This window comes from Qipengyuania algicola, assembly GCF_042492175.1.
Taxonomy (GTDB): domain Bacteria; phylum Pseudomonadota; class Alphaproteobacteria; order Sphingomonadales; family Sphingomonadaceae; genus CAJXSN01.
Window position 1 is genome coordinate 776,050 of sequence record NZ_CP170453.1, and the last position, 22,507, is coordinate 798,556.

General features: G+C 55.8%; 18 protein-coding genes and 1 pseudogene. 11 read left to right on the forward strand and 8 right to left on the reverse strand.

What is annotated here, in order from left to right:
- The first annotated feature begins 22 nt into the window (after nt 1–22).
- From ACFCW2_RS03710 to ACFCW2_RS03720, 3 genes are read left to right on the forward strand one after another with little or no spacing between them, the layout of a single operon-like run.
- Entirely contained in the window at nt 23–250 is a 228-nt protein-coding gene (locus ACFCW2_RS03710) for a TrbC/VirB2 family protein (RefSeq protein WP_379548278.1), read from the forward strand.
- A 6-nt stretch (nt 251–256) separates the two neighbouring features.
- The gene (virB11, locus tag ACFCW2_RS03715; RefSeq protein ID WP_379548279.1) at nt 257–1,282 is read left to right on the forward strand and encodes a P-type DNA transfer ATPase VirB11; all 1,026 of its coding nucleotides are present in this window, start codon (nt 257–259) and stop codon (nt 1,280–1,282) included.
- Nucleotides 1,282–1,650: a TrbC/VirB2 family protein gene (locus ACFCW2_RS03720; protein WP_379548280.1), complete on the forward strand. Its 369-nt coding sequence runs from the start codon at nt 1,282–1,284 to the stop codon at nt 1,648–1,650. Before virB11 ends, ACFCW2_RS03720 begins: the two co-directional genes overlap by 1 nt.
- A gap of 178 nt (nt 1,651–1,828) precedes the next feature.
- On the opposite strand, the gene ACFCW2_RS03725 is transcribed toward ACFCW2_RS03720, so the two are convergent.
- The 4 genes from ACFCW2_RS03725 to ACFCW2_RS03740 form a co-directional block, all read right to left on the reverse strand.
- Nucleotides 1,829–2,191: a transposase gene (locus ACFCW2_RS03725; protein ID WP_379548281.1), complete on the reverse strand. Its 363-nt coding sequence runs from the start codon at nt 2,189–2,191 to the stop codon at nt 1,829–1,831.
- A gap of 423 nt (nt 2,192–2,614) precedes the next feature.
- Nucleotides 2,615–6,970 (reverse strand): RHS repeat-associated core domain-containing protein, encoded by a 4,356-nt coding sequence (locus ACFCW2_RS03730; protein WP_379548283.1) that lies wholly within the window; start codon nt 6,968–6,970, stop codon nt 2,615–2,617.
- A 79-nt stretch (nt 6,971–7,049) separates the two neighbouring features.
- A complete protein-coding gene (locus ACFCW2_RS03735; protein WP_379548284.1) occupies nt 7,050–7,508 on the reverse strand; it encodes a hypothetical protein in 459 nt (152 codons plus the stop codon).
- Nucleotides 7,502–7,975: an Ig-like domain-containing protein gene (locus tag ACFCW2_RS03740; RefSeq protein ID WP_379548916.1), complete on the reverse strand. Its 474-nt coding sequence runs from the start codon at nt 7,973–7,975 to the stop codon at nt 7,502–7,504. Before ACFCW2_RS03740 ends, ACFCW2_RS03735 begins: the two co-directional genes overlap by 7 nt.
- A 638-nt stretch (nt 7,976–8,613) precedes the next feature.
- Here ACFCW2_RS03740 and ACFCW2_RS03745 point away from each other — a divergent pair.
- The 5 genes from ACFCW2_RS03745 (at nt 8,614) to ACFCW2_RS03765 (ending at nt 15,751) form a co-directional block, all read left to right on the forward strand.
- Entirely contained in the window at nt 8,614–10,020 is a 1,407-nt protein-coding gene (locus ACFCW2_RS03745; RefSeq protein ID WP_379548285.1) for a 3' terminal RNA ribose 2'-O-methyltransferase Hen1, read from the forward strand.
- Complete coding sequence (locus ACFCW2_RS03750; RefSeq protein WP_379548286.1) at nt 10,017–10,829, forward strand: nucleotidyltransferase domain-containing protein; 813 nt, start codon at nt 10,017–10,019, stop codon at nt 10,827–10,829. The genes ACFCW2_RS03745 and ACFCW2_RS03750 overlap by 4 nt, the downstream gene beginning before the upstream one ends.
- A complete protein-coding gene (locus tag ACFCW2_RS03755; RefSeq protein WP_379548287.1) occupies nt 10,822–13,374 on the forward strand; it encodes a polynucleotide kinase-phosphatase in 2,553 nt (850 codons plus the stop codon). Before ACFCW2_RS03750 ends, ACFCW2_RS03755 begins: the two co-directional genes overlap by 8 nt.
- Nucleotides 13,375–13,580: 206 nt before the next feature.
- Nucleotides 13,581–14,522 carry a hypothetical protein gene (locus ACFCW2_RS03760; RefSeq protein WP_379548288.1) on the forward strand — a complete coding sequence of 314 codons (942 nt, stop codon included), beginning with the start codon at nt 13,581–13,583 and terminating at the stop codon, nt 14,520–14,522.
- A 227-nt stretch (nt 14,523–14,749) separates the two neighbouring features.
- Complete coding sequence (locus ACFCW2_RS03765) at nt 14,750–15,751, forward strand: hypothetical protein (RefSeq protein ID WP_379548290.1); 1,002 nt, start codon at nt 14,750–14,752, stop codon at nt 15,749–15,751.
- A gap of 240 nt (nt 15,752–15,991) precedes the next feature.
- Here ACFCW2_RS03765 and ACFCW2_RS03770 read toward each other — a convergent pair.
- Nucleotides 15,992–16,623 (reverse strand): annotated as a pseudogene (locus ACFCW2_RS03770) (tyrosine-type recombinase/integrase).
- 210 nt (nt 16,624–16,833) lie between these two features.
- Here ACFCW2_RS03770 and ACFCW2_RS03775 point away from each other — a divergent pair.
- Both ACFCW2_RS03775 and ACFCW2_RS03780 read left to right on the forward strand, forming a co-directional pair.
- Nucleotides 16,834–18,084 carry an ATP-binding protein gene (locus ACFCW2_RS03775; RefSeq protein WP_379548291.1) on the forward strand — a complete coding sequence of 417 codons (1,251 nt, stop codon included), beginning with the start codon at nt 16,834–16,836 and terminating at the stop codon, nt 18,082–18,084.
- Nucleotides 18,062–19,417 (forward strand): DUF6414 family protein, encoded by a 1,356-nt coding sequence (locus ACFCW2_RS03780; protein WP_379548292.1) that lies wholly within the window; start codon nt 18,062–18,064, stop codon nt 19,415–19,417. The genes ACFCW2_RS03775 and ACFCW2_RS03780 overlap by 23 nt, the downstream gene beginning before the upstream one ends.
- A gap of 47 nt (nt 19,418–19,464) precedes the next feature.
- Here ACFCW2_RS03780 and ACFCW2_RS03785 read toward each other — a convergent pair whose 3' ends face one another.
- From ACFCW2_RS03785 to ACFCW2_RS03795, 3 genes are read right to left on the reverse strand one after another with little or no spacing between them, the layout of a single operon-like run.
- Entirely contained in the window at nt 19,465–20,355 is an 891-nt protein-coding gene (locus ACFCW2_RS03785) for a nucleotidyltransferase domain-containing protein (protein ID WP_379548294.1), read from the reverse strand.
- Nucleotides 20,356–20,363: 8 nt separating this feature from the next.
- Nucleotides 20,364–21,317: a patatin-like phospholipase family protein gene (locus ACFCW2_RS03790; RefSeq protein ID WP_379548295.1), complete on the reverse strand. Its 954-nt coding sequence runs from the start codon at nt 21,315–21,317 to the stop codon at nt 20,364–20,366.
- A 21-nt stretch (nt 21,318–21,338) separates the two neighbouring features.
- Nucleotides 21,339–21,809, reverse strand: coding sequence for a hypothetical protein (locus ACFCW2_RS03795; protein WP_379548995.1), 471 nt, complete (start codon nt 21,807–21,809; stop codon nt 21,339–21,341).
- Between the two features lie 211 nt (nt 21,810–22,020).
- On the opposite strand from ACFCW2_RS03795, the gene ACFCW2_RS13745 reads away from it, so the two are divergent.
- Entirely contained in the window at nt 22,021–22,440 is a 420-nt protein-coding gene (locus tag ACFCW2_RS13745; RefSeq protein WP_425589489.1) for a hypothetical protein, read from the forward strand.
- Nucleotides 22,441–22,507 lie beyond the last annotated feature (67 nt).

The window sequence follows — 22,507 nt, forward strand, 5'->3', positions numbered from 1 at the left end:
ACAAACATCAGGGAGCTTTTGAATGGATCCGCAAGGCTCGGGCGTCCTCGTGAGCGCCATGCAGTGGCTCCAGGGCACATTGCTCGGCACTGTCGCAACAGTTGCGGCGGTCATTGCCGTGGCAGCGGTCGGGTTCATGATGCTGACCGGACGGCTCGACTGGCGTTTCGGAGCGACGGTCATCATTGGCTGTTTCATCATCTTCGGTGCAGCCTCGATCGTGGCGGGCATTCAGGCAGCGTCTGGCTGATCGGAAATGGACCAGATTGCTCCCACCGAAGACACGGCAGCGCCTAACGAGCCTTTTGAAGATCGTTCCAAGGGCTATTATCTCGACAGCTTTCTAGCGCCCTTGGCCGGCGTGCTGTCGCGGGACGATGTAACCGACATCTATATCAATCGGCCCAATGAAATCTGGGTCGAAGCCGTTGGCGGGGAGATTACGCGCCATGATGTTCAGGGCCTGACTGAAGCCGATCTGGCGCGGCTGTCGCGGCAAATTGCAGCGGCCAGCGCGCAAGGGATCAATCGCAACCATCCCCTGCTCGCCGCGAACCTCCCCGACGGATCACGGGTACAGATTGTTGCACCGCCAGCGACGCGTGCCGGCCACGCCATCGCTATCCGTAGGCACGTTGTCTCCCGCTTCTCGCTCAGCGACTGGGCCGAGGATGGTGCCTTCGAGCATCTTGGTAAGAGCGTGAAGCTGGAGCGCCTTCCTCCGCGGACGCATCGGACGCTCGATGGTGAAGAGGCGGAGACTTACCTGCGGCAGGCCGTTCTCGGTCGAAAGAATATCCTAGTTGCGGGCGGGACCTCCACCGGCAAGACCACCTTTCTGAACGCATTGTTGGCGGAGATACCAAAGTCCGAACGGCTGATACTGATTGAGGACTCCGAAGAACTTCAGATCGCGCATGAGAATGCCGTTGGCCTGATCTCGGTGCGCGGGCGCCTTGGCGAATCCGATGCCAGTGCAGAAGACCTGCTTATCGCTGCACTACGCATGCGGCCTGACCGCATTATCCTTGGCGAGCTGCGCGGGATCGAAGCCTTCACCTTTATGCGGGCGATCAACACTGGGCATCCCGGTTCCATCACCACCATCCATGCCGACACGCCGTTTCGGGCCATCGAACAGCTTGTTCTGCTGGTCGTGCAGGCATCAAACCTTAAGCGCGACGATGCGCGGCATTATATCCTGCAAAGTGTCGATGTGTTCGTCCAGCTCGAGAGGCGCGATGGCCAGCGGCGCGTTGCACAGATCATGGTGGCGGAGTGATGGCGTTGCGCAGTTCAGGGGGTGACCTGTTTACGGCGGCCGGCCCGAGCGCAGTTGAAAGTGCAGCTGCTTGGATTGCGACGCTTCTAACCGGAAGCTTGGCGGTCACACTGTCGGTGCTCGCAGTGGCCATCATTGGGTTCCTCACGCTTAGCGGCCGCTTCCCGGTCCGCGAGTCTGGTCGTGCCATATTGGGTGTCTTCTTATTGCTTGGCGCTAGCACCTTGGCTTCGGCGCTAATTGGGTTAGCCGAGCGGGGGATGAATAGCGGGCCTGCGATGGTCTACTCCCAGCCCGTGCAAGCCGAGCGCGATTTGCAGCCTGCCGAGTATGATCCCTATGCGGGAGCTTCATTGAGGCGGGATTGAGAGTGTCCGCCCATCAGGCTGCCTTTGGCTTGGGTCCCCGCTTGCGCGGGCGAAGCGTTCGTCCAGTCGCGTCTTCCTGCCGCTTGATCCATTCGTCTGCTGCAAGCGGGCGGACAGTGCGCAACCGCGCCTCGATCGCTTCGGCCATATTTTCACCTTCAGCGGCTGTACCTCCACCTTACAGCCCATGCCGCAACATCGACCTCCAGTTCGAGACCTCACCCGCTAGAGCCTCGACATCGGTCAGCGGATCATGCGGCAGCCGGTTGCCACGAATATGGGTCTGCGCGCTTGACCATTTCCATTGCTCTGCCCGTTGCACCATCTTTGCTGCGACCGGGTTGTTCTCAACATAGCGAACCGCTGCCATAAGATGAGATTGGTCCATCGGATAGCTGGCAAACCGGCCTTGAAACAGATGACCGCGCCACCCTTCGCGGAAATTGACCATGCGCGTGTAACGCCGGTGCACTTCGCCCAAAGTGGCGCGCAGGCCGTCCTCATGGCTCGGGACCAGAATGAGATGAACGGGGTTGTCCAAAAGGCACCACGCAATGCAACGGGTTTGTGCGCCCTGAGCAGCAGTGGCCAATTGACAAAGATATTGTGCCTGTCGTCGTCGGAGAAAAAGACTGGCAAACGCCGGGTTCCACGCTGGGTGACGTGATGGGGGACAAAGGGCAAAACGATACGGGACAGGCGAGCAAAAGAGTCTGGCGAGGCAATGTTTGCCGCAGCGTCAATTACGTATGCTGTTCCCGGAACTACCCGTATCCTAATTAAACCAGTCAATCATGATACTACCCACTTTCACGACAGCGAACACTACTGATGCTGATATAAAGGAAAGCAATATCCATTCGATAATTCCGTAATCACTCAATATTGCATAAGGCCCCCACAAAATAAGAGACGTCGCGAAAAGCTTAGACAGGCTCAGAATAATGATTAGAAGATTTTGCACTTAAAGCCCTAAAGCATCACCAATATCACTTATGGCTCTTTGGAGCCAGTTTCTTCTCTTGCCAACAACCGTTATAGTAGGCTGGACGCTGGTGGAGGTGCCCGTCGCTCCTACAGTTGCTGCACCGACGGACGAGCCAAATGCGGCACCCCCTGCGGAATGCAGCGCTCTTTTCATCGACTCACCAGGTGCTGCTGCCGTCGCTATTGGTGTGCCAGTGCCAGCAACGGCTTTACCACTTTTCATCGAAAAGTCCCGCACTGGGCTGGCGATCGCCATAATTTTGTCACCGGCGCTAGCTCCGAGAGCTCCTGCCGCGGCTGAAACTACCGCTTTTTCCATGGAAATTGCATCTCCTTTTAGGGCATCAGTCGTTGCACTTCCAGCCGCACCACCGATCGCTCCAGCTGTGACGACACCTGCGGCGGCCCCTCCAGTGGCGCCGACAATTGCCCCCTCGACCGCGCCTCCAGCCGCCGACGCTCCTATGGAACTCCAATCCAAATCTTGGCCGTCAGTGTATTGGCGACCAGCTTCGACTGCACCTCCTATAACTCCTCCAACAAGTCCTCCAATTCCAGCCCCAATCAATCCGGCTTTACCCGTAGGATCTACCGCATTAATTGGATCATTCCCGACATAGGCATAGAGGTTCACCTGATCCTCATACCCGATGGGATCGACCTGCAGAAACCGCCCAAGGATCGGCGAGTAGAACCGCGCCTTGTAGTGGTAGAGCCCGACCTCTTCGAGCCACGCCTGCCCGGTGTATTGGAACCGGCCTGCGTTCGTCGTGCCGGGGACGCCATAGGGATCATAGGTGTTGATCGCGGTGGTGGTGCCCGTGTCGTCGGAGCGATAGGCAATCGAACCACGCGTATCCGCATAGAGGAAAGTCGCATTGGCGAGCGATGCGCTGGTACCTTCGAACGTCACCAGCGGATCGTCGGCCCCGGCAATGGGTCCGTGCAGATGGCGGCGCAGCAGATTGTTGCCACCGTTATATTCCGCAATCAATGCATCGCCGTCGTAAAGGAATTTGGTCCGGCTATTGACCGTCCCGTTCACAAAGCCGCGAACCTCGTACAGGCGCCCAAGAGGGTCGTAATACAGGTTTGCCCTTGTGGTTCCTGAATAACTTGCCGTGCCGCCCGTGCACCCTGCACCCTCTCGCACAGTAACCAGCCGGTTCTCTATATCGTAGAGATAGGCGGTGGTGCCATCGAATGTCAGATTGCCATTGGCATCGTAGCAATGGCCGGTGCCATTGATATCGGTGTACTGGTTGAGACCGTTCGTATTGTAGCTTGTCGTCGCCGAGCCCTGATAACGCGCATCCCACGAGTAGGCCTGATTGGTGAGCGCCTGCACATTGATCTGGGAAGCGGGATTGCGCGACAGCGTCCAGTTGACTGCATTGGTCTGGCCGGAGGCACCCCATGCGTTGACCCGAAGGCGGCCCACGGGATCGTAGGCGAATGACTGATCGAGCGCAGCAGAGGCTCTGGCCGCGCCGGTCAGCTGACCTCGATCGTTGTAAGTAAAGTCGACAAGCTCATTCGTAGGTGTCGCGCCGCAAGTGCCTGCAAGGCCCATCCGGTCGAACTGCCCGCCGCTGGTATAACAGTAGTCGAGGACCGCCCCGTCATTGGTGAGACTAACACGATTGCCGGCTGCATCGTAGCTGCTGTAGGTGTACTCCGCGCGCCCACCCATCGTGTCGAGCGTCCAGGTCGGCCGGCCATGGGTATCGAAGTTGGTGACCGTGCCTTCGGGTCCGCCGAAGGCATCGAACCAAGCTCCCGTCTGAAGATCGCGCAGGTCATATCGGTAGTAGACATCTCGCACGAAGACACTGTGAAGACCGATGCGATTGGGGATGGTCTTCACCGCCACACGATTGAGCTGGTCATAGGTGTAGGTGATGACCGAGCCATCGCGCTTCCTCAGCGATGTACGGTTGCCGTTGGGGTCGTAGGCATACTCTTCGAAGTCTGCAGTGTTGACCACACCGGTCGCATCGGGATCGGGGAATATCCACTTCGTCTGCCGGTCGAACCCGTCATACTCCATCTCCGCTCGGTAACCGCGCGCGTCCGTCATGCTTAGTTGCTGGCCATTGTGGCTATAGGTGTAAGAGGCATATGTCTGCTCGAGAGGCGTGCCATAGGCCTTGTCGATCTTGGTCACCCGGCTTTCACGGTCGTGATACGTGCGCGTAATGCGATCAGTCACCGCCGAGGCCGCGCCACTCAGGGTCGGGGCGCAAGCATTGGGGTAGTTGGTATTGAAATGAGCTGTGTACATGCGCACCGCCGTGCATTTGGTGCGGTTGCGCTGGTCGTAGTTCATATTCGTGACGCCGTAGATTGCGACCGCGCTAGTGGCCGGATCGATTCCGCGCTGGACCGTGCGGATCGGAAGGCGCCGCCAATTGTACTGCGTCGTGGTGTAGGCGTGCCCGGTGTAGGTTGTGTCGGTCGGCAGCGTGACATGGCCGGTGTCGACCCGCTCGACCTGATCATCCATGTCGCGATAGGTGGTGACCTTGACCGGACGCTTGCCGTTCTCGCCCTTCGGGCCGATCTCCCACGTTTGGCGACCCAGAATGTCATAGCGGTAGAACATCGCGTCATCATCACCCGCCAAAGGACCGTCCTGTTTGAGAAGCCGGCCTGCGCTGTCGTATTCGTACGTCGTCGTCAGCGGGTCGGAGCCATCGCCCGCCGATACCGTCTCGGTCAGCGGCAATGACGTGGTGTTCCAATAGGTGTAGGTCTTGAGGAACGAGGCGAGCGTTCCGCAATTGAGGTTTTGCCAAGCGGGGCCGATTTCACAGACCTGTTCGGTAAGAACCCTTGCCGGAATACCAGCCGTCTCTTCCCAAGTCTTGTAAGTCCCGCGATGCTTACCTGAAGCATGTTCAGGCTCCATCATTCGTTCAAGACCACCATGAGGCCGCCAGAGATACGACGTTGTGTTGCCCCTGGCATCGACCGTTGACGCCGGCTTGAAACAGCCCGCCAGAGGGCAAGCCGTATCAACATAAAGAGCCGTTTCGACGATATCCGCCAAACCTGAGCCCGGCTTCGCCTTCGTTCTGATTTCCGTGACTCTGCCACGCTCATCATAGTCCGCATGGACCGAGTTACCTTCGGGATAGGTTATGCTCTCGACGCGTGTAAATTCGCTGATTCCTGGCCCGGTCGCATCATACGTGTAGGTGGTCGGGCGGTTGAAGGAGTCGCGAACCACGTCGATGCGTGCAGCGTGCCCGTCTTGCTGACTGTAGGTATTGGTAATCTCGGTCGTGCGCTTGAAACTGTTGGGGCCGGTTACCTCGACCTCCGCAATCCAGCGTTCCGAACCCCCGGTATTCGCAATCTGGTCGTATTTGTAGGTATAATCCACGCCATCGGTCGTCACCAAAGTCGTGAAAAATGGATGCGTCTCCACACCATGATTGGTGGTCTCCGCCTCCGCGATAAAATTAGCAGGCGGCAAATCACTCGCTGGATCAGGATTGTACTCAGGCAATCGCTGAACGGTTGCGGCGACGCTCGTTGCATTCCCAAGCGTCTGAGTACACGCCGAGCACACGAATTCCCGACCAGCCAGATCAGTTGCTGTCATTTGACCATAGCCAGCAGTGTAGGTGTAATCTAGGCGAGCAAGTGGTACTGAAGGTGCAGAGACGCTGACGATCTGGGCACTCTTAAGGGTGCCCCACGGAACAAAATTTGATCCATTATTGTTAGCATGAACGTATGAGAGTTCGAGCCGATAGCCTATCGAACTCGTGACTGTGCTCAGGCGATGAACCTTCCAGCTGCCATTCATGGCTTCATCCCAAGCTAGGGTCAGCAGCTCGCCATCCGCCATTTTGATTTCGCTTGGGCGATACATGGCAGTTTCGCCATTCGACGGCGCGTTCAGATCACCATCCTTCAAATCATATGTAATGCTGTGGCCTGACCCTGCCTGGTACAAGACCATCACCCCGCCAAGAGGGTTGCCTATGATTGTGGAACCGCGCCCTTTCTTGTCCTCACAAAGGTCCCCGTTACACTCTAGCCTCTCAGATTCGGCCCCGAATGCGTTCGCGCTGTAATTGTTGCTAACGTTTCCACCATTGCCGCCGATCGATTCTACATCGGCTTGCAAAATCAAATTCCAGTCGGACAGCCTAGTAAAGGTAAGGCTGGGTGCTGCGGGTATGGAGATGGACGGAAGCCGCTGGGTCGTCTGGCCCGAGAGGACATCCACCCCGTTCGGATCTTTCTCGACCGTGAGCGGATCGAGCCCTTGCGCAAAAGCTGCTGGCACCGCGATCAGCGAAGCCAAAGCCAGCAGCACAGCAAGAGCCGCAACCCTGACCACTTCAAGCCGATGACAGCTTCTCGCGACCACTCCCCCGTCCCCTTTCGCCGCCATCCTAGTTGCTCCCCCGCGAACGTGGCCCCAACGCAACTTGCGCCAGTCCGCACAGAACCGATGGCCGCTCGCCAACACGGCGCTCGAAGCTCTCGGCCTGGCCGGTGTAATTCAGCGCGGCAATCGCGCAGACCTCGTCGCGCCATGCGATTTGAGCCTCCGTAGAAGCGAAGAATTTTTTGCATCCGGATACCCTGAACCCCTTGGCAACCATCCCGCCGACATCGCGGGCCGGCACCACGACCGGAACTTCGCTCGCAATGCCTTCCAACTCTTCTGGAACCGCGCGGCTCATGCAGATGGCGGCAGATGGATTGCTATTGGCATTGGGAGAAGTCCCCTGTGCCTGCAGCGCAAATGGCGAGGAAACAACGCCCACGAATACCATCGCTGCCGCACCGAAAAACGCGCCCGCGCAAATGCCGAACCGACCATCGCGACTTCTTGCCGTGTTCAACATCCGCTTGTCTCCACCGTCAGCCGGCCAGTTGCCTCCCCGCCGCGATCGTCAGCGACGATATAGATAAATGCAGACAAACCGTCCGATGCACCGAAATTGATCGCAGCGAGGCCATCCGTGCCGGAGTTTGCCGTTGCTGGCCCGGTGCCATCTGGCGTCAGAGATACAAGCTGCAGCGGATCGCCATCGACATCGACATCGTTTACCAACATGTCGATCGTGCTGGTCGTCGCGCACATGCCGCTGACATAGTCGGGCGATGGATTGGGGGCGTTATTGGGCGGCGGCGCAGACGCAGGCTGCGGGTCTTCGGCCATAGGCTCAACGCTACCCTCGGTGGTTGGCTCAGGGCATTGCGGCGCGCTGCCCGCAATATCGGAATAATGCTGCGTCCTGTTGCCGGCATCGTCGTAGCAATACCGGTCGAGATCCTTGGGAGCCGTCGCCTCGTATTCCTGAGCCTGCACCAAGCGGCCCAGCTCATCATAATAGTAGTACGTGACCTCAGTTTGAGAGAGAAGAGGCCCTGCAGCCAATACACCAGCCGCAGTAACCGCCAAAAACCCTGCAGTCCGCACCCTGTTCAATTCGCTTCCCCCGACGATTCGATGAAAGAGTAACAGAAAATATCGGAACGGAAAGTGGCTCATGTCATATTTCACTAGTCTCATGTCGATAACTATAATATCTCAGACCAATACCGGTTACTAACAAGATATCGATCGCCGGCCTCACGCCGGCACAGGAAGTCATTTCCGGGTTTGGGAAATGGGCCGATTTCGGACTGTCTGGTTTTGTTTTGGAGCCGCAGAAAAGCAGACTTTCAGTTTTCTATGAAAGACAGTTCAAATGAGCGGAGAGTTGGCAAGCGGTTGACTTTCCATGGATGCTCGGCAAACAGGTCGCGATGACTTCGAGACTGCCCCAAAGCCTGACAAGCTTTGTCATCGCGATGTTTTCGCGAGAGTCGCTGTGCGCGCAATTGCCCCGTCTCAATAGTTTGGGAGTGGTGGGCGAAGTCTGATCTTTTCTTGGAATTGATGAGTGATTTTCGCCCTTTCGGATACGACAATCCGGAAGGGTTTTTTATTGGGTTTTTGGTGACATGCTGCTGACGATTTCAACGATGCACAAACCAGCATCTGATCTGGGCTTCTTGCTGATGAAGAACCCAGACAACTTGCACGAGGTTGATCTGTCCTTCGGGAAAGGAACCGTGTTCTTTCCCGAAGCGAGCGAGGATGCGTGCATGGCAGCCCTCTCACTCGACATTGATCCGGTTCAGCTAGTCCGCGGCAAGGGACGGCACAGCGGTGCTGAAGATCAGTATGTGAACGACCGGCCATATGCCGCGTCCTCTTTGCTGTCTGTCGCGCTTTCTAGAGCATTTGGCACAGCGCTTAGCGGTAGATCGAAGCATCGGCAGGAACTGGCTGAGACCGCCATCCCGCTCACCGCGACCATCGCACCATTGCCAGTGCGCGGCGACAGGCAAATTGTCGAACAGTTATTCGAGCCACTGGGTTATTCCGTTGAAGTCGAGCCATTTGAGCTTGATCCTCAGCATCCTGAGTGGGGCACTAGCCCCTATGTGAAGCTCACGATCAGTGGCGCGCACAAAATCGCCGATCTGCTCAGCCACCTTTACGTCCTCATTCCCGTCCTTGATGCCAACAAGCACTATTACATGGGCGATGATGAGGTCGAGAAACTGCTTCGTAAGGGCGAAGGTTGGCTCGAAGGCCATCCGCACAAAGATCTTATCGCAAAGCGCTATCTGCGCTTTCGCTCTCTATCTCGCGCCGCTCTCAGGCGGCTGGATGAGAGTGTCGAGCCGGAATCTGCCGAAGCGATGGCCAAGAAGGACCATGCTGAGGAAGTCATTGAGAAGCCCATTCGGCTGAACGAACAGCGTATGCTTTCGGTAATGGCCGAACTCGAGCGGTCTGGCGCTTCGTCTGTGCTCGATCTTGGCTGCGGGGAGGGCAAGCTGCTCAAGCGGCTGGTCCAGAAGCCTCAGTTCCGAAAGATTCTCGGCGTGGAAGTCGCACCGCAAGTCCTCGCCATTGCAGCGGAGAAGCTGAAACTGGAGCGGATGGGCGACCATCAGCGCGAGCGGATCGAGCTTGCGCAAGGATCGCTCGTCTACCGAGACGACCGGCTTAAGGGCTTCGATGCAGCGACCGTTGTCGAGGTGATTGAGCATATGGACGCCGAAAGGCTTCCCGCCTTTGCCGATGCACTGTTTGGCCATGCAAAGCCTAGCACCGTGCTGATGAGCACACCCAACAGCGAATACAACGTGCTCTTCGAGGGCATGGAACCGGGTGCACTGCGTCACCCTGACCATCGGTTTGAATGGACACGCTCAGAGTTTGAGGATTGGTCGAAGGCTCAAGCCGAGAAGTTTGGCTATGACGTGTCCTTCACGACTATCGGCGAAGTCCACGAAGATCACGGCGCGCCGACCCAGATGGCTGTCTTCCGTCGAAGTGATGGAGGCTCGAAATGATGGAGTTTAAGTCTTCGATCTCACCGGGAGTTCGCTCCCAAATCATGTCTCAGCTTAGCGAAGTTGAGCAGACAGAAGGCGTGCGCATCCTGTTTGCGATCGAAAGCGGAAGCAGGGCTTGGGGCTTTCCCTCCCCGGACAGCGATTATGATGTTCGCTTTGTCTATGCACGCCCGGTTGACTGGTATCTGTCCATTCACCCTGGGCGGGACGTCATTGAACGACCAATTGAAGGCGATTGGGACGTCAACGGCTGGGATGTCCGCAAGGCGCTCGGGCTTTTGCTCAAGCCAAACCCTGTCCTGCTAGAATGGCTTTCCAGTCCTGTCAGATACATCTGGCATGACGAGGTGTGTGAGAAGCTCATCCACTTCAGCCATCAGGTTGCGCATGGGCTGGCTTGCCTCACCCACTATCGCCGCTTGGGTGAGCGGCAGTGGAACACCTACATCGATGGACGGGATGAGATCAGCCTGAAGAAGTATCTCTATGTCGTGAGGCCTGCGATGGCGATCCGCTGGACCCGGACGCACCCGGAGGTCATTCCGCCAATGAACTTTCAGGCGCTGCTGGATGGCTGTGATCTGGATGAGCACACAACGCAGCGGCTTGCCAGCATTCTCGAGGCCAAGAGCAAAGCAAAAGAGCTAGGCACAGGCGCACGAGAACCACTGATCGACGCGCTCGTGCAGTCCGAATTCGAGCACGCCCGGAACGCTGCATCAGAAATTGAGAAGAGCAGGGTTGATTTGCGCCCGGAAGCGGATCGGCTCTTCAGAGAATTTATCAAAGATACGAACCATGACTGAGACCAAAGAGATTTCCATTCCCGAGTTCGCGCTGGTCTTGCTGATCGGTGCGTCAGGCACGGGCAAGTCGACCTTTGCGGCAAAGCACTTCTTGCCCACCGAAGTCGTGTCATCGGACAAGGCGCGCGGCTGGGTGGGCGATGATGAGACCGATCAATCCGTGACAGGTGACGCCTTCGACATCGTCAAGGCCATCATCGAAAAGCGGCTTAAGAACCGCAAGCTAACGGTGGTCGATGCAACCAACGTCCAGCCGGCTGCGCGAAAATCAATGGTGGCGCTTGCGCGAAAGTGGCACGCCCTTCCGGTTGGAATTGTATTCAAGCTTCCGGAAAACCTCGCGATTGAGCGCAACAAGGAACGGCCAGATCGACAGTTCGGTCCGGGTCCCGTTAAGCGGCAGATGATCGATCTGAAGCGCTCGTTCCGGAACATGAAGCGCGAGGGTATCCGCGCAACGCATGTCTTGAGCTCGGTCGAAGAAATTGATGCCGTAAAGATCTCGCGTGCCAAGCTCTGGAATGACAGGCGCGAGGAGGTCGGCCCGTTCGACATCATTGGTGATGTCCACGGCTGCGCTGACGAGCTTGAGACCTTGCTGGTAAAGCTGGGCTACTCAATTTCATGGAAAGACGGCGAACCCGAGGTGCAAGCACCTGCGGGACGCAAGGCTGTATTCGTGGGCGACCTGGTGGATCGTGGCCCCCGCTCGCCCGACGTGCTGCGGATCGCCAAGCATATGGTCGATAGCGGCAACGCCTTGGCAGTTGTCGGCAACCACGATGACAAGCTTAAGCGCTTCCTCGATGGGCGTAGGGTCAAGCTCACCCATGGCCTTGCCGAAACGGCCGATCAGCTTGAATCCGAAAGCGATGAATTCAAACAAAGTATGCGTGAATGGCTCGATGGCCTGATCAGCCACTACGTTCTCGATAGCGGCAACCTCGTTGTCGCTCACGCTGGTCTGAAGGAAGAAATGCAGGGCCGTGCTTCGGGCGCGATCCGCAGCTTCTGCATGTATGGTGAAACGACGGGAGAGATCGATGAGTTCGGCCTGCCTGTCCGGCACAACTGGGCCGCTGAATATTCGGGCAAGGCCAAGGTCGTCTACGGCCACACGCCTGTCCCTGAAGCGCATTGGACGAATGGCACGATCTGCATTGACACCGGCTGCGTCTTCGGCAGCAAGCTGACGGCGCTACAATACCCGGAGATGGAGCTTGTCGAAGTTCCGGCTCAGAAGACCTATTACGAGCCGGTCAAACCGCTGGACGCCGGGGTCGTTGGCAACGATCAGGATGCTGGCAAGCTCAACATCTCGCATGTTCTGGGCAAGCAGGCGATTGAGACCCGCGACATGGGCATCGTAATGGTGCGAGAAGACGAAAGCGCTGCGGCGTTGGAAGTGATGAGCCGTTTCGCGGCTGATCCGCGTTGGCTCGTTCATTTGCCTCCAACCATGTCGCCGCCAGAGACCAGTGAGAAAGACGGCTGGCTTGAGCGGCCCGAAGAAGCCTTTGCCTACTTCAAAGGCCAGGGAGTCGAGACCGTTGTAGTCGAGAAGAAGCATATGGGTTCGCGTGCACTCGTGACGCTCGCTCGTGATGCAGAGGCGGCGGCAAAACGCTTTGACGTGACCGACGGTTCGACTGGCATTGTTGTCAGTCGGACTGGGCGGCGTTTCTTTCCCAATGCGCAGCACGAGAGCACTTTAGTGGAACGCATGCATGCGGCCATGCAGGCGTGCGGGATGTGGGATGAACTCGATGCGGACTGGGCGCTTTGGGACGCGGAGATCATGCCGTGGAACCTGAAAGCGAGCGGCCTCATCAGCCAACAATACGCGCCCGTCGGGGCTGCGTCTGTCGCGGGCCTTGGCGAAACAGTGCAGCTATTCGAGGCCGCCAAAGCACGGGGCCTGCCAGTTGACGACTTGCTGAATCAATCCGTGACCCGGCAAGCCAATGCGCATGCCTATCGCACGGCCTACAACCATTATGTCGGTGAAACGGACAGCTTCGATGACATCGAAATCGCTCCGTTCCACTTACTCGCATCTGGCAATGAGGTGCACTCAGACAAAGACCACGTCTGGCATATGCGCCATGCTCATCGCCTTGCTGAGGCGGACCCAAGCCTGATCACCGCGACGCCTTTTCATGTCATCGACCTGGGCGATGAAGCTCAGGTTGAGAAGGCGATCTGCTGGTGGGAAGAGATCACTGCCAAAGGCGGAGAAGGGATGGTCGTCAAACCGTTGCAGTTCTCAGTCCGGGGCAAACGAGGTCTAGTGCAGCCAGCGATCAAGGTCCGGGGCAAAGAGTATCTGCGGATCATCTATGGTCCTGACTACGACATGCCAGAGAACCTCAAGCGGCTGAAACGTCGCGGACTTGGTCAGAAACGCCGGATGGCTCTGCGTGAGTTCGCGCTAGGTATGGAGGGCCTCCATCGCTTTGTGGAAAACGCGCCGTTCAGCCATGTCCACCAATGCGCCTTTGGCGTGTTGGCTATGGAGAGCGAGCCGGTCGATCCGAGGCTTTGAGCGGACTTGGGATCAGCCGGTTTGGGCCGATTGCCGACATTCCTCTTTTGACAGACTGGGGGTGATGAACTGACCTTCATAGGGCTAGCGCGTCGCTTATGAGTCGGTCAAAAAGGGTGAATGAGTAAGATAGAAAATCCTGCGATGCCGCCGGTATTTGGCGAGCAGTTGGCAATCCGCGCGGGCGACCAGTCAAGGGGCCGCTATTGAGCACGGTACAGACAGATGAAGAACGTGAACTCGAGCAGCTCCGCGGGCGGCTGAAACACAGCGACCGACTCCCCTCCCTCCCGAAGAAGGGGAAGCGCCTCGAATGGCGCTTCGATGCCTACAAGGACTTGCTCCAGAGGCTTGGGCACGGCGACGGCATGGCGGAGGTCATTGAAGTGGCACGTCGTGACTTCGTTGACCTTGCCAATGCGTCAGGAGACCCGCGTGGTTACCTTCGGGCCCGGGCGAAGGCGCAGAATATCGTCGTTGACGAGCTCGACGCAGCGAACCTGCCGACGCGGGCTGCAATCCTCTACATCGTCGGCGCATATCAGCAGCTGGAAGGCTTTCTCAAAGAACTGGTGGATGAAGTCGACGAGACTTGCAGCCGCAATTCGCGTGACCGCAGGGACAAGGAGGCAGCACTGGACTGGGCGCTCGATGTGTTGCCGGGCGGTGCCACCCGCAACACCCGACGGATTTGGCAGGAACGCTACGAGGTGCTTGAGTACTATCGCACTGTTCGCAACGCCTTCACGCACAAGGTGAAACAGGGCACGCTCGACGCGGCGTTCAGCCGGGCCGAGGCATGGAGGCCTATCATTGACGCTGACCTCCGACTCTCCGCGCCCAATCCGTTCGACAGCTTATCCTTCGACGATTTCCTTCTGTTCACGCGGATGATCAAGTACGTGGCGACCGACCTCTGCCGTTTAGCCCGACCGACGCGCGCGGAGATCGCGGAGCACGCCGAACGCGTACTCGATGGACCCGGTAAGTTCCGCCATTGGAACTGGGAGACCGTCAGTCGCGAGCGAGCCGTCGCGAGCATCGCCACCCACTACAGCCGACGTCACCTTTTTGATTTTTGCTCGGAACCGCAATTGCTCGACGAAATCGTCGATCAGCAGTTTTCTAAGTTCGATCGGCAGGCTTAGGCACATCCGTTCATGGTGAAATAATGTTTGCGCAGGATCGTCGACCGGCGCGTTGCCGAAGGGAGATCTCTGGGCCGGCCGCAGAATAGCAGCTTTTGGTCGAGGGTCGGAAACGGACGCTGGTCTCAAGAGTGGCGTAAGCCAACGACAGGTCGTAAATTGGCGCAATTCGGCCTGCAGCTCGCGTCGTTCGGCGCTTGCCAAATTTCAGTTGAGGAGAGGTAAGGGTGAAAGCGCTGGAGAAGAGAGCGGATATCAGCACCGCGGCAAAAGCGTGGCGGCGAGCCTTTCGTGAGGGTGCTGAAGTTATCGGCACGATGAGCGGCAGGGATGTGATCTGGCATGAACGGCTGGAAATCTGGGGATTGTTCGGCAAAACCACCGGCAAAGGCGGGATAGAGCGCGACTGGAACGCATTCGGCCAGCAGCCGCACAATTTCCGCAGCAACATGATCGTCGAGATCAACCAGCCGCCTCAAGGGATCGATCATAATCTTCAGGCAGTTTTCGCCCATGACGAGAAGGGCCACCTCTGGCTCCTTCACCAGGGGCGGATGAGCATTTCGGGCAGCCGGGTCACCGAAACCGACTTCATCACTGCAACCGGCCTTAAACCGAGCGCTGTCGCTTTCAGCGACGGCTCGAGCCGAGCCTATCACCCAGTAGCTAACCTCGCCGCCCCCGCCTCGGTTGTTCAGAATAGCATTGCGGCGTTCATGGCAAAATGCGCCCAAGCTCGCGTCACCAAGCTCGCCAAAGGCGCCCCGCTTCCCAATCTCACCAAGGCGCAAGAATGGGAGCGTGGCCTCAGCCCGGAGACCAGCGGCGAGTTCGACATCGCGCCGCGCGCTGGCGGAAAGGGCCGCCGTGGTCATGGCGACATTTGGAAGGCTTTGGTCGCGCAGCTCGAACGGCGAAACGTTCCGCACTCCAATGACCGGGTAGCGCAATACGGACCTGACCTTTTCACCTTTGGAAGCGGACCGAAGGTCTTGTTTGAAATAAAGTCAAATTGCGGCGCCCGTGATATCTTAGAAGGCGTCGGCCAACTTAACATTTACGACCAGTTATTAGGTTCAGGCTACCGGCAGGTATTGGTCGTGCCGAAAGGTATGGGAAGGCTTCTTCCCGCCACGCTTGCAGCGCTGCAGATCGATGTGGTCGAGTTCAGGCGCGTCGGACGCAAAATCGAGATCAATACAGACGCGCTCGGCAAGGTCCTGAAATAGGCTTACCTAATATGCGGCGGGCCGCATGTGGCATCCGTTTCCCAAGGTGCGACCCACATTAAGTTCTGGGACCGAAGAATAGCATTTCAGACGACCGTAGCTGGGGCGCATTCCAGATTGGCATGTTCTGCCAATGCGATCGGGCAACCTAAGGGCGGCTAACGGCCCTTTATGCGCCGATTACCGACCGTCTGGGCTTGGGCGGGCGCGCCGCGAAAGCGGACGCGGCGCAGGCACAATTCAGACCTCGGTGGCTTCCGCAAGTTCAAGCGCGTCCTCAATGTCTACGCCGAGGTATCGTACAGTTGTCTCAATCTTCGTGTGACCGAGCAGGATCTGCACTGCTCGCAAGTTTCCCGTTCGCTTGTAGATGAGTGCGGCCTTAGTCCGTCTAAGCGAATGTGTGCCGTAGTTTCGCGGTCGCAATCCTATTGCGCTCACCCACTCATCAACGAGGCGGGCGTATTGGCGCGTGCTTGGGTGGCCCGAATGGTCGATCCTGCTCGGAAAGGCGTACTCATCGACACTGCCCCGCGCTCTTCGAGCCGATCGAGCAGACTTTGCCGCGCCGTGCTCATTAGCTCGAATTGGACGGGCTTCTTGGTCTTTCGCTGGACAACCATGGCGCGGTGCTTTATTTCCGGTCCATTCGTCAAATCGCCTGTCTTGATCGAGACCAAGTCGCAGCCCCTCAACTTGCTATCGATTGCCAAGTCAAAGAGGGCGCGATCTCGAACTCGACCTTCGCGCTCGAGCCAGAAGCGTATCTTCCAGACCTGTTTCGGTTTGAGCGGCTTTTTTGCTCCAACGATGCGCCCGGCGTTCCATGGTGTTCGCCCCATTCCTGCAGGATCAAAACGTGAGTAACCCATCTTCTTTCTCCTTCGGCCGATATGGCCGCGGAAAAGCTATCATCGCTGTCGTCGCATCGCCGGGGTTCGCGCAAGAACGCATGCTTTGAGCGGTGTAGCTGGATACTCATAACAAAGTGGTTAGTGACGGTACGGAGTGCGAAGCGTTAGGCCTCAAAATCACTTAAAGTCGTCGGTCGCCTAAGTAAGAAAGTATGTTAAACGCCAAGCATGGGTGAATTCTACGAGACCGATTTGCTAACCGGCGTCATATGCAAAGTAATTTCTGTAGACGACGATCGTTGCAAGATTATCGTACGGTCGGCCAACGATAAGACCCTCATGATAACCGACCGAGAAAATGCTCTCCCCGCAAAAGGCGACATCATATTTGTTACCGAAACAAGCTGGGAGGCCATCGGGAGTACAGCATGGCCGAACCAGAACCAGATTGCGGTGGTCAAACAGCTCCTCGACGATGGTAGAGTGGTTGTCGAGGCGAATTACATCGTCAGCTTCCTTAAGAACCCGAAAGGTCTGAAGCTAGAACGAGGGAACACGGTGGAGCACAACGACACCGACGGGATTGTCGGTGTGATTAGCGCCAAACCAATCCAACGTGATAACCCTTATCTCGAAGCGGAGGATACGTCTGAAGATTATCTCATTGACGATTCAAAAGCAGACTACAGTTTTGACGACTTTGGCGGATATGCTGACGCGGTATCCCGCATTCGTGAGCTGATTAGGAATCAGATCGAGAACAGAGAATATTTGGACGCTATGAAAGTACGACCCATTCGAGGCGTGCTAATGACAGGACCCCCGGGAACCGGAAAAACCTTTCTTGCCAGGATCATCGCGAAGCACACGGGGGCCAAGTTCTTTCTGGTGAATGGCCCAACTGTAGTGAGCAAGTGGCTCGGTCAAAGCGAGAGTACGCTTAGGCAAATCTTCGACGCAGCGCTCAAAAGCGAAGATGGTGCAATCATATTTTTCGACGAGATTGATAGTATCGCAGCCGATCGAAGCGGCGATACGCATGAGGCATCCAAGAAACTGGTCGCACAACTTCTGACGTTAATGGATGGCTTCGATGAGAGCGCTGGTCACGTAATCGTGATAGCTGCCACAAACCGTGCGGACACGCTTGATCCAGCGATCACGAGGCCTGGTCGGTTTGATTGGGAGATAGAATTTGGCTTGCCCAACTTGCGTGACCGTTTTGAAATTCTGGTCAAATCGGTAGCCCGGCATCAAACGGCGAACGACTTACCGATCTCCGGGGTTGCTGCAAAAACTGATGGTTGGTCAGCGGCAGAACTCGTCCTCATTATTGCCGAAGCAGGCCAGATCGCCGCGAGCGATCAGCGTCGTGAGATTGCGGCGGAGGATTTTGCGCAAGGATTTGAACGAGTGACAGCGAGGCTCCTGAACAAAGCTAAAAAAGAGAAGAAGCATGAAGCTGCCAGAGTGGTTTAGACGTTGGATTTTGAGAGAGAGGCCAATAGCCATCTCTCACCGCCAAATATCGAAGAATCCTCTGAGAGAGTTCATCTACCTTGATGAGGTGAGTCTACAGAGTCTGCTTTCTTCCAAGAACGGTGAGATGACATCCTCAACCTCAACGGAAGTCTCACAACGGGTTGAGGAAGAGGTTCAATCTTCTGCGAGCATGTCAGCCACTGGCATCGGCAGAGCGGAAGCACGCTCACGCTTTCAAACTCAGAATAGCAGCACGCTTCAAACTGCTAAGAAAGCAACGGTTCAGTCGTGGTTTCGAGAGCTCGACGAGGTTCCAAACCTGAGAAAAATGGAAACGGTGCAACTGGTCCAACCATTCGCGAGCACTGGAGAATTGATCTCTTGCGAGAATCGTTCGGTATGTATGCGTGACGATCATTTCTTGCGCGGGGATATCGTTGAGTTTCGCGTTCGGCTTGCGGCCGATCCGATTTTTCATCTGGTGACAATCGTTTCCGAGATGAAAGCTATGGCAGAGGACTATCCGACCATGATGGACAGTAATGGCGGATTGGAGCAGTTTGGTGAGCTTGATGGGATTAGTCGGGTGCTTCAGCGGCTTCTGGCAGGTTTGATCCCTGTTCGGGCGCAAGTGATCGACTACGTAGTGGTAGACATCGAAGACCATGAGTATATCGTACACGTTGACGCGCTCAAGAATTTAGAAGTCGAGCACAAACCTCTTGAGATTGGGTGTGTTACGGAACTCGATGCCTACTGGAAAGATATCCGCAGGGTTCTTTTCTCCGACGCCGAATTCACGATGCTCTGCCGCGTCGCGCAGAACGGGCTGAAACGGAAGTGGACCCCCGTCAAGCTTGCGGACCTGCTCGGTCAGCTCGCGCCAGATTTGGCGCAGCAAATCGACGATGCAGCGGCCATTATGTTCGACGTAACAAGGCGGGGCATGCCTCAAAATGAGCAGAAATCTACCTTCGCAGCGCTACTGGAGGTGTATTCGCGCGCGCATTTTGCGGAGGTTGGCGAGAGCTTGGAGGAAAATCAGCAGACTTCTGTCGAACTAAAGGTCATCGAGCTCTCTGCGACAGGTCAATCAGTATCTGAGCAAACCGCCGCTCTGAAGGAAATGGGCGAGTTCCTTAATGAGCTTACCGACCATATGATTGATGCGCAGACCGCGCTCAAGCTCCGCGAATATGCCCGGAAAGCGACTGGGCAAGAGTACTTTGAGCCGCCTAGGTCTAACCCGCTGGTGCCACCAGAAGACATTGAAAGCGTCCCGCAGAATGACCGCTTCCTCGATGTGGAGGTTGTGGCGATGTATTGGTGAATTCAGCGGCGAATATCTCTACTCAACGTACGGTAAATTCGGAGCATTCAATTGGAGACATAAAATCCATAGGCAGCGGCCCTGAACTTGTCGTAGTCTGCCTTGTTCCAGCATACTGAATGACCATTGCGGAGTAGGTAGTGAATTCCATTTGCACAGGTCAATTCGTCGGAATTACATGATTGGAGCCAACTCATGTAATTCTCAAAAGTCTGTTGGCGGCTCGATACAAAGTTCTGATTGGGTATGTTCGACAGTAAACCCTCCAAGAAGTAGGATGGTGCAAGGCCATCTTCGAGCTTCCCAGCGTCAATCATGGCATTTCGCATGTTTTTCAATGTTCGGATCGAGGGCTTGAGCCGTTGGGAGGTAGCGGCATGTTTTTCACTGCAATTCTGAAGATGCTGCTTAGGGTAGTTTACAACTTTCTCCTTGCTGCTGGTCCAAAAGCAAATGCCTGTTACGAAGCTCGGAGACACATTAGCGGGGTAGCTGAAATATTCTTTGTTTTCTACGCACACCAGTACATCGGCGTCTCTACGGTTACCATGGCCCGGTACAAAAATTGCTTTCTTCCCGGCCTCTACTCCTTGGCCGAAATTGGCTCTAAGCCACTGTAGAACTAAATCTCTAAATTCATTGAAGTTTATCTTCCCCACCAGTCGATTGGCTTCATATCGTGCCTTCTCATCATCATTCAAATGATGGAGATCGGAATAGTAAACTGAAGTCAGGCAGATCGCGATGTCTACATCGCTATCCGCATAGATATTCGTATCATTTCCATATGACCCCTGGAGGAAGATTTCGTAGCTCCACTTGTGATAGGGAGAATCTGGATGATTGAGCACGTTCCTGATTGATTGATAGGTGCTGGCTGATTGGGCTGTCGCGCCTTGGTGCGACCAAGTTTCGAGTTGCTGCTCAGATACTGCCATGTTGCTTCCTATGCCGCGAAAAGACTCTCGATCTCTTTTTCTTGAGTAGCGAACGAGTTGCGTCCCTGCTGACGTAGCAAGTTCAGCTTATCAATGTTGTGTTCGAACATATCTGTGGCCATTTCAGGCTTATCAAAAGTATCGCTTACCCGCACAGTCGGTACATTGTGAAATAGCAAACGTCGCAGTTGATCCATGGAGCCAGTGTTCACTTCAAGAGTCTTTTGAAGAAGCTGAACTAGCCAAAACCGTCGCTTCATTCGGTCGATGAGTGAATATTTTGGCTCCGGGAACTGGCCGCAACCAATACTCAAGACGCGACAATTCATAGGCTCGAAACCGAGGGGGCCAGTGGCGTCGGCGAGCGCATACAATGAGGGGTTGTTTGCTACATATCCTCCGTCAAAGAGCTCCACTTTGTCGCCATCGCTCGTGGTCACGACCTTCCTCTCGAAGAACGGGTACGCGGAACACGAGGCTTCAACTGCGTCAGACAGCTTACAACCGAACCCTGGGACGAACGTGCTCGTACGGCCATGGGCTTGAGTTTCAAGGCTCTTGAAGATCATTGGGGTTTCGAACTGCCACTTTGTACAGACTATACCCAGACCGGTGCGGGTGGCATCAAAGCCCAGCTGGCCGAATACTAGATCTCCGACCTTTCGTAGTTCGCGAGTTCGAGCGGTAGGTTTCTTTTCTCGCATTATCGTCGGGACATGCAGTCGATAGAGCTCATGTATCTCATCTACACTCTTGCCGATTGCGAGCATCGTGGCGATTATGGAACCAGTACTAGTCCCGAATATGAGATCGAACTCCTCGTAGAGCGGAGCGCCTAATGCTGCTTCTAACTCCTTGAGTACACCAAGCGTGTAGAAACCTTTTGCACCGCCGCCGTCTAAGGCCAAGATTCTGCAGGCCTTAGAACCATCCTCGGTTTGGGCCATCACATCCTTATCCATCTCTCCGACCCAGCCCTCGGCTCACTCCTCGATCGCTACGCCATTGCGGAAAAACGATGCGCTCTCTTTCGACAGGATAGAACATAAATCAACGTTGTGTACCGCAGACAAAGAGTGGGCACTGTTGAATGCGGAACCGTGATTTGATTCTGCGGCGACGGGAGCAGCGGTGCTGACGATTCTCATCGACCACGCTTCCAAACTGTATTCATCCCGCTCATGGCTACGTGAGAATAGAACCGCACCATCGTGAATACTTGGATTTATGTCGTAGGCTGAGTGCAAAACGCGGCTAAAGTCCTTGGAGAACGGAGCACCTGTGGGCGGCATTGGTTCTCGCTTCATTGCTACACAATGCCGGTCCGTGATTGAGCCTGTAGCAAACACAAGAATTAATGGATAATACGGCAATTCTCGAAGCCGAAGCTTCCTAAGCGTTTCCTCGAGATGCTTAGCTGGATCGGGGGGCAAATTGCTTACACGGGTTTCCATATCAACACTGCTTATCATCGCGGTCGCAGTCTGGGGACTTTTTCTGTGGTTTCTAGGCATTGGGCTAAGCTGGGATTACGCGAAACCATACACATTTACACTGGGCGTTCTTACTGCGCTTACATGGCTTTTTGATAGGTATCTGTGGCAATTTTCCATTTTCTCATTTCTAGACACAAAACCATCCCTGTTGGGAACATGGCGAGTAGAGTTGAACTCTACTTATCGTGACCCAAAGACTGGAGAGCAATCCAAGACCGTGGAAGCGTTTGCCGTGATCCGGCAAACGTATTCAATGCTCTCGATACGGATCATGTCCGAGGAATCAGAGTCGTTTCTCGTAGCCAGTCGCGTTGAAAAAAAGGAGGACGGGACCTTCTACATTTATGGTGTCTATCAGAGTGACCCGAAGATCCATAGACGTGGACAAGCTGCCCAAGACGGAAAGGTCAGCGAGATCCACTATGGAAGCTTCAAGTACAAGCTCATTGGCACACCTGTTGAACAGGTTGATGGGCATTATTGGACCGATCGTCATACAAATGGTTCGATAAAGTTCGTCGATCGGAGGGAAGGCTTTGTCGACAGCTATGAGAGAGCGAAGGCACTATACGCCGATCCAGATCACTAGATGATGTCCGCCTCCGGGGACGCGGCGACAATGCCCTGATGTCCGACATTGGGGCGCAAAGCTGCCC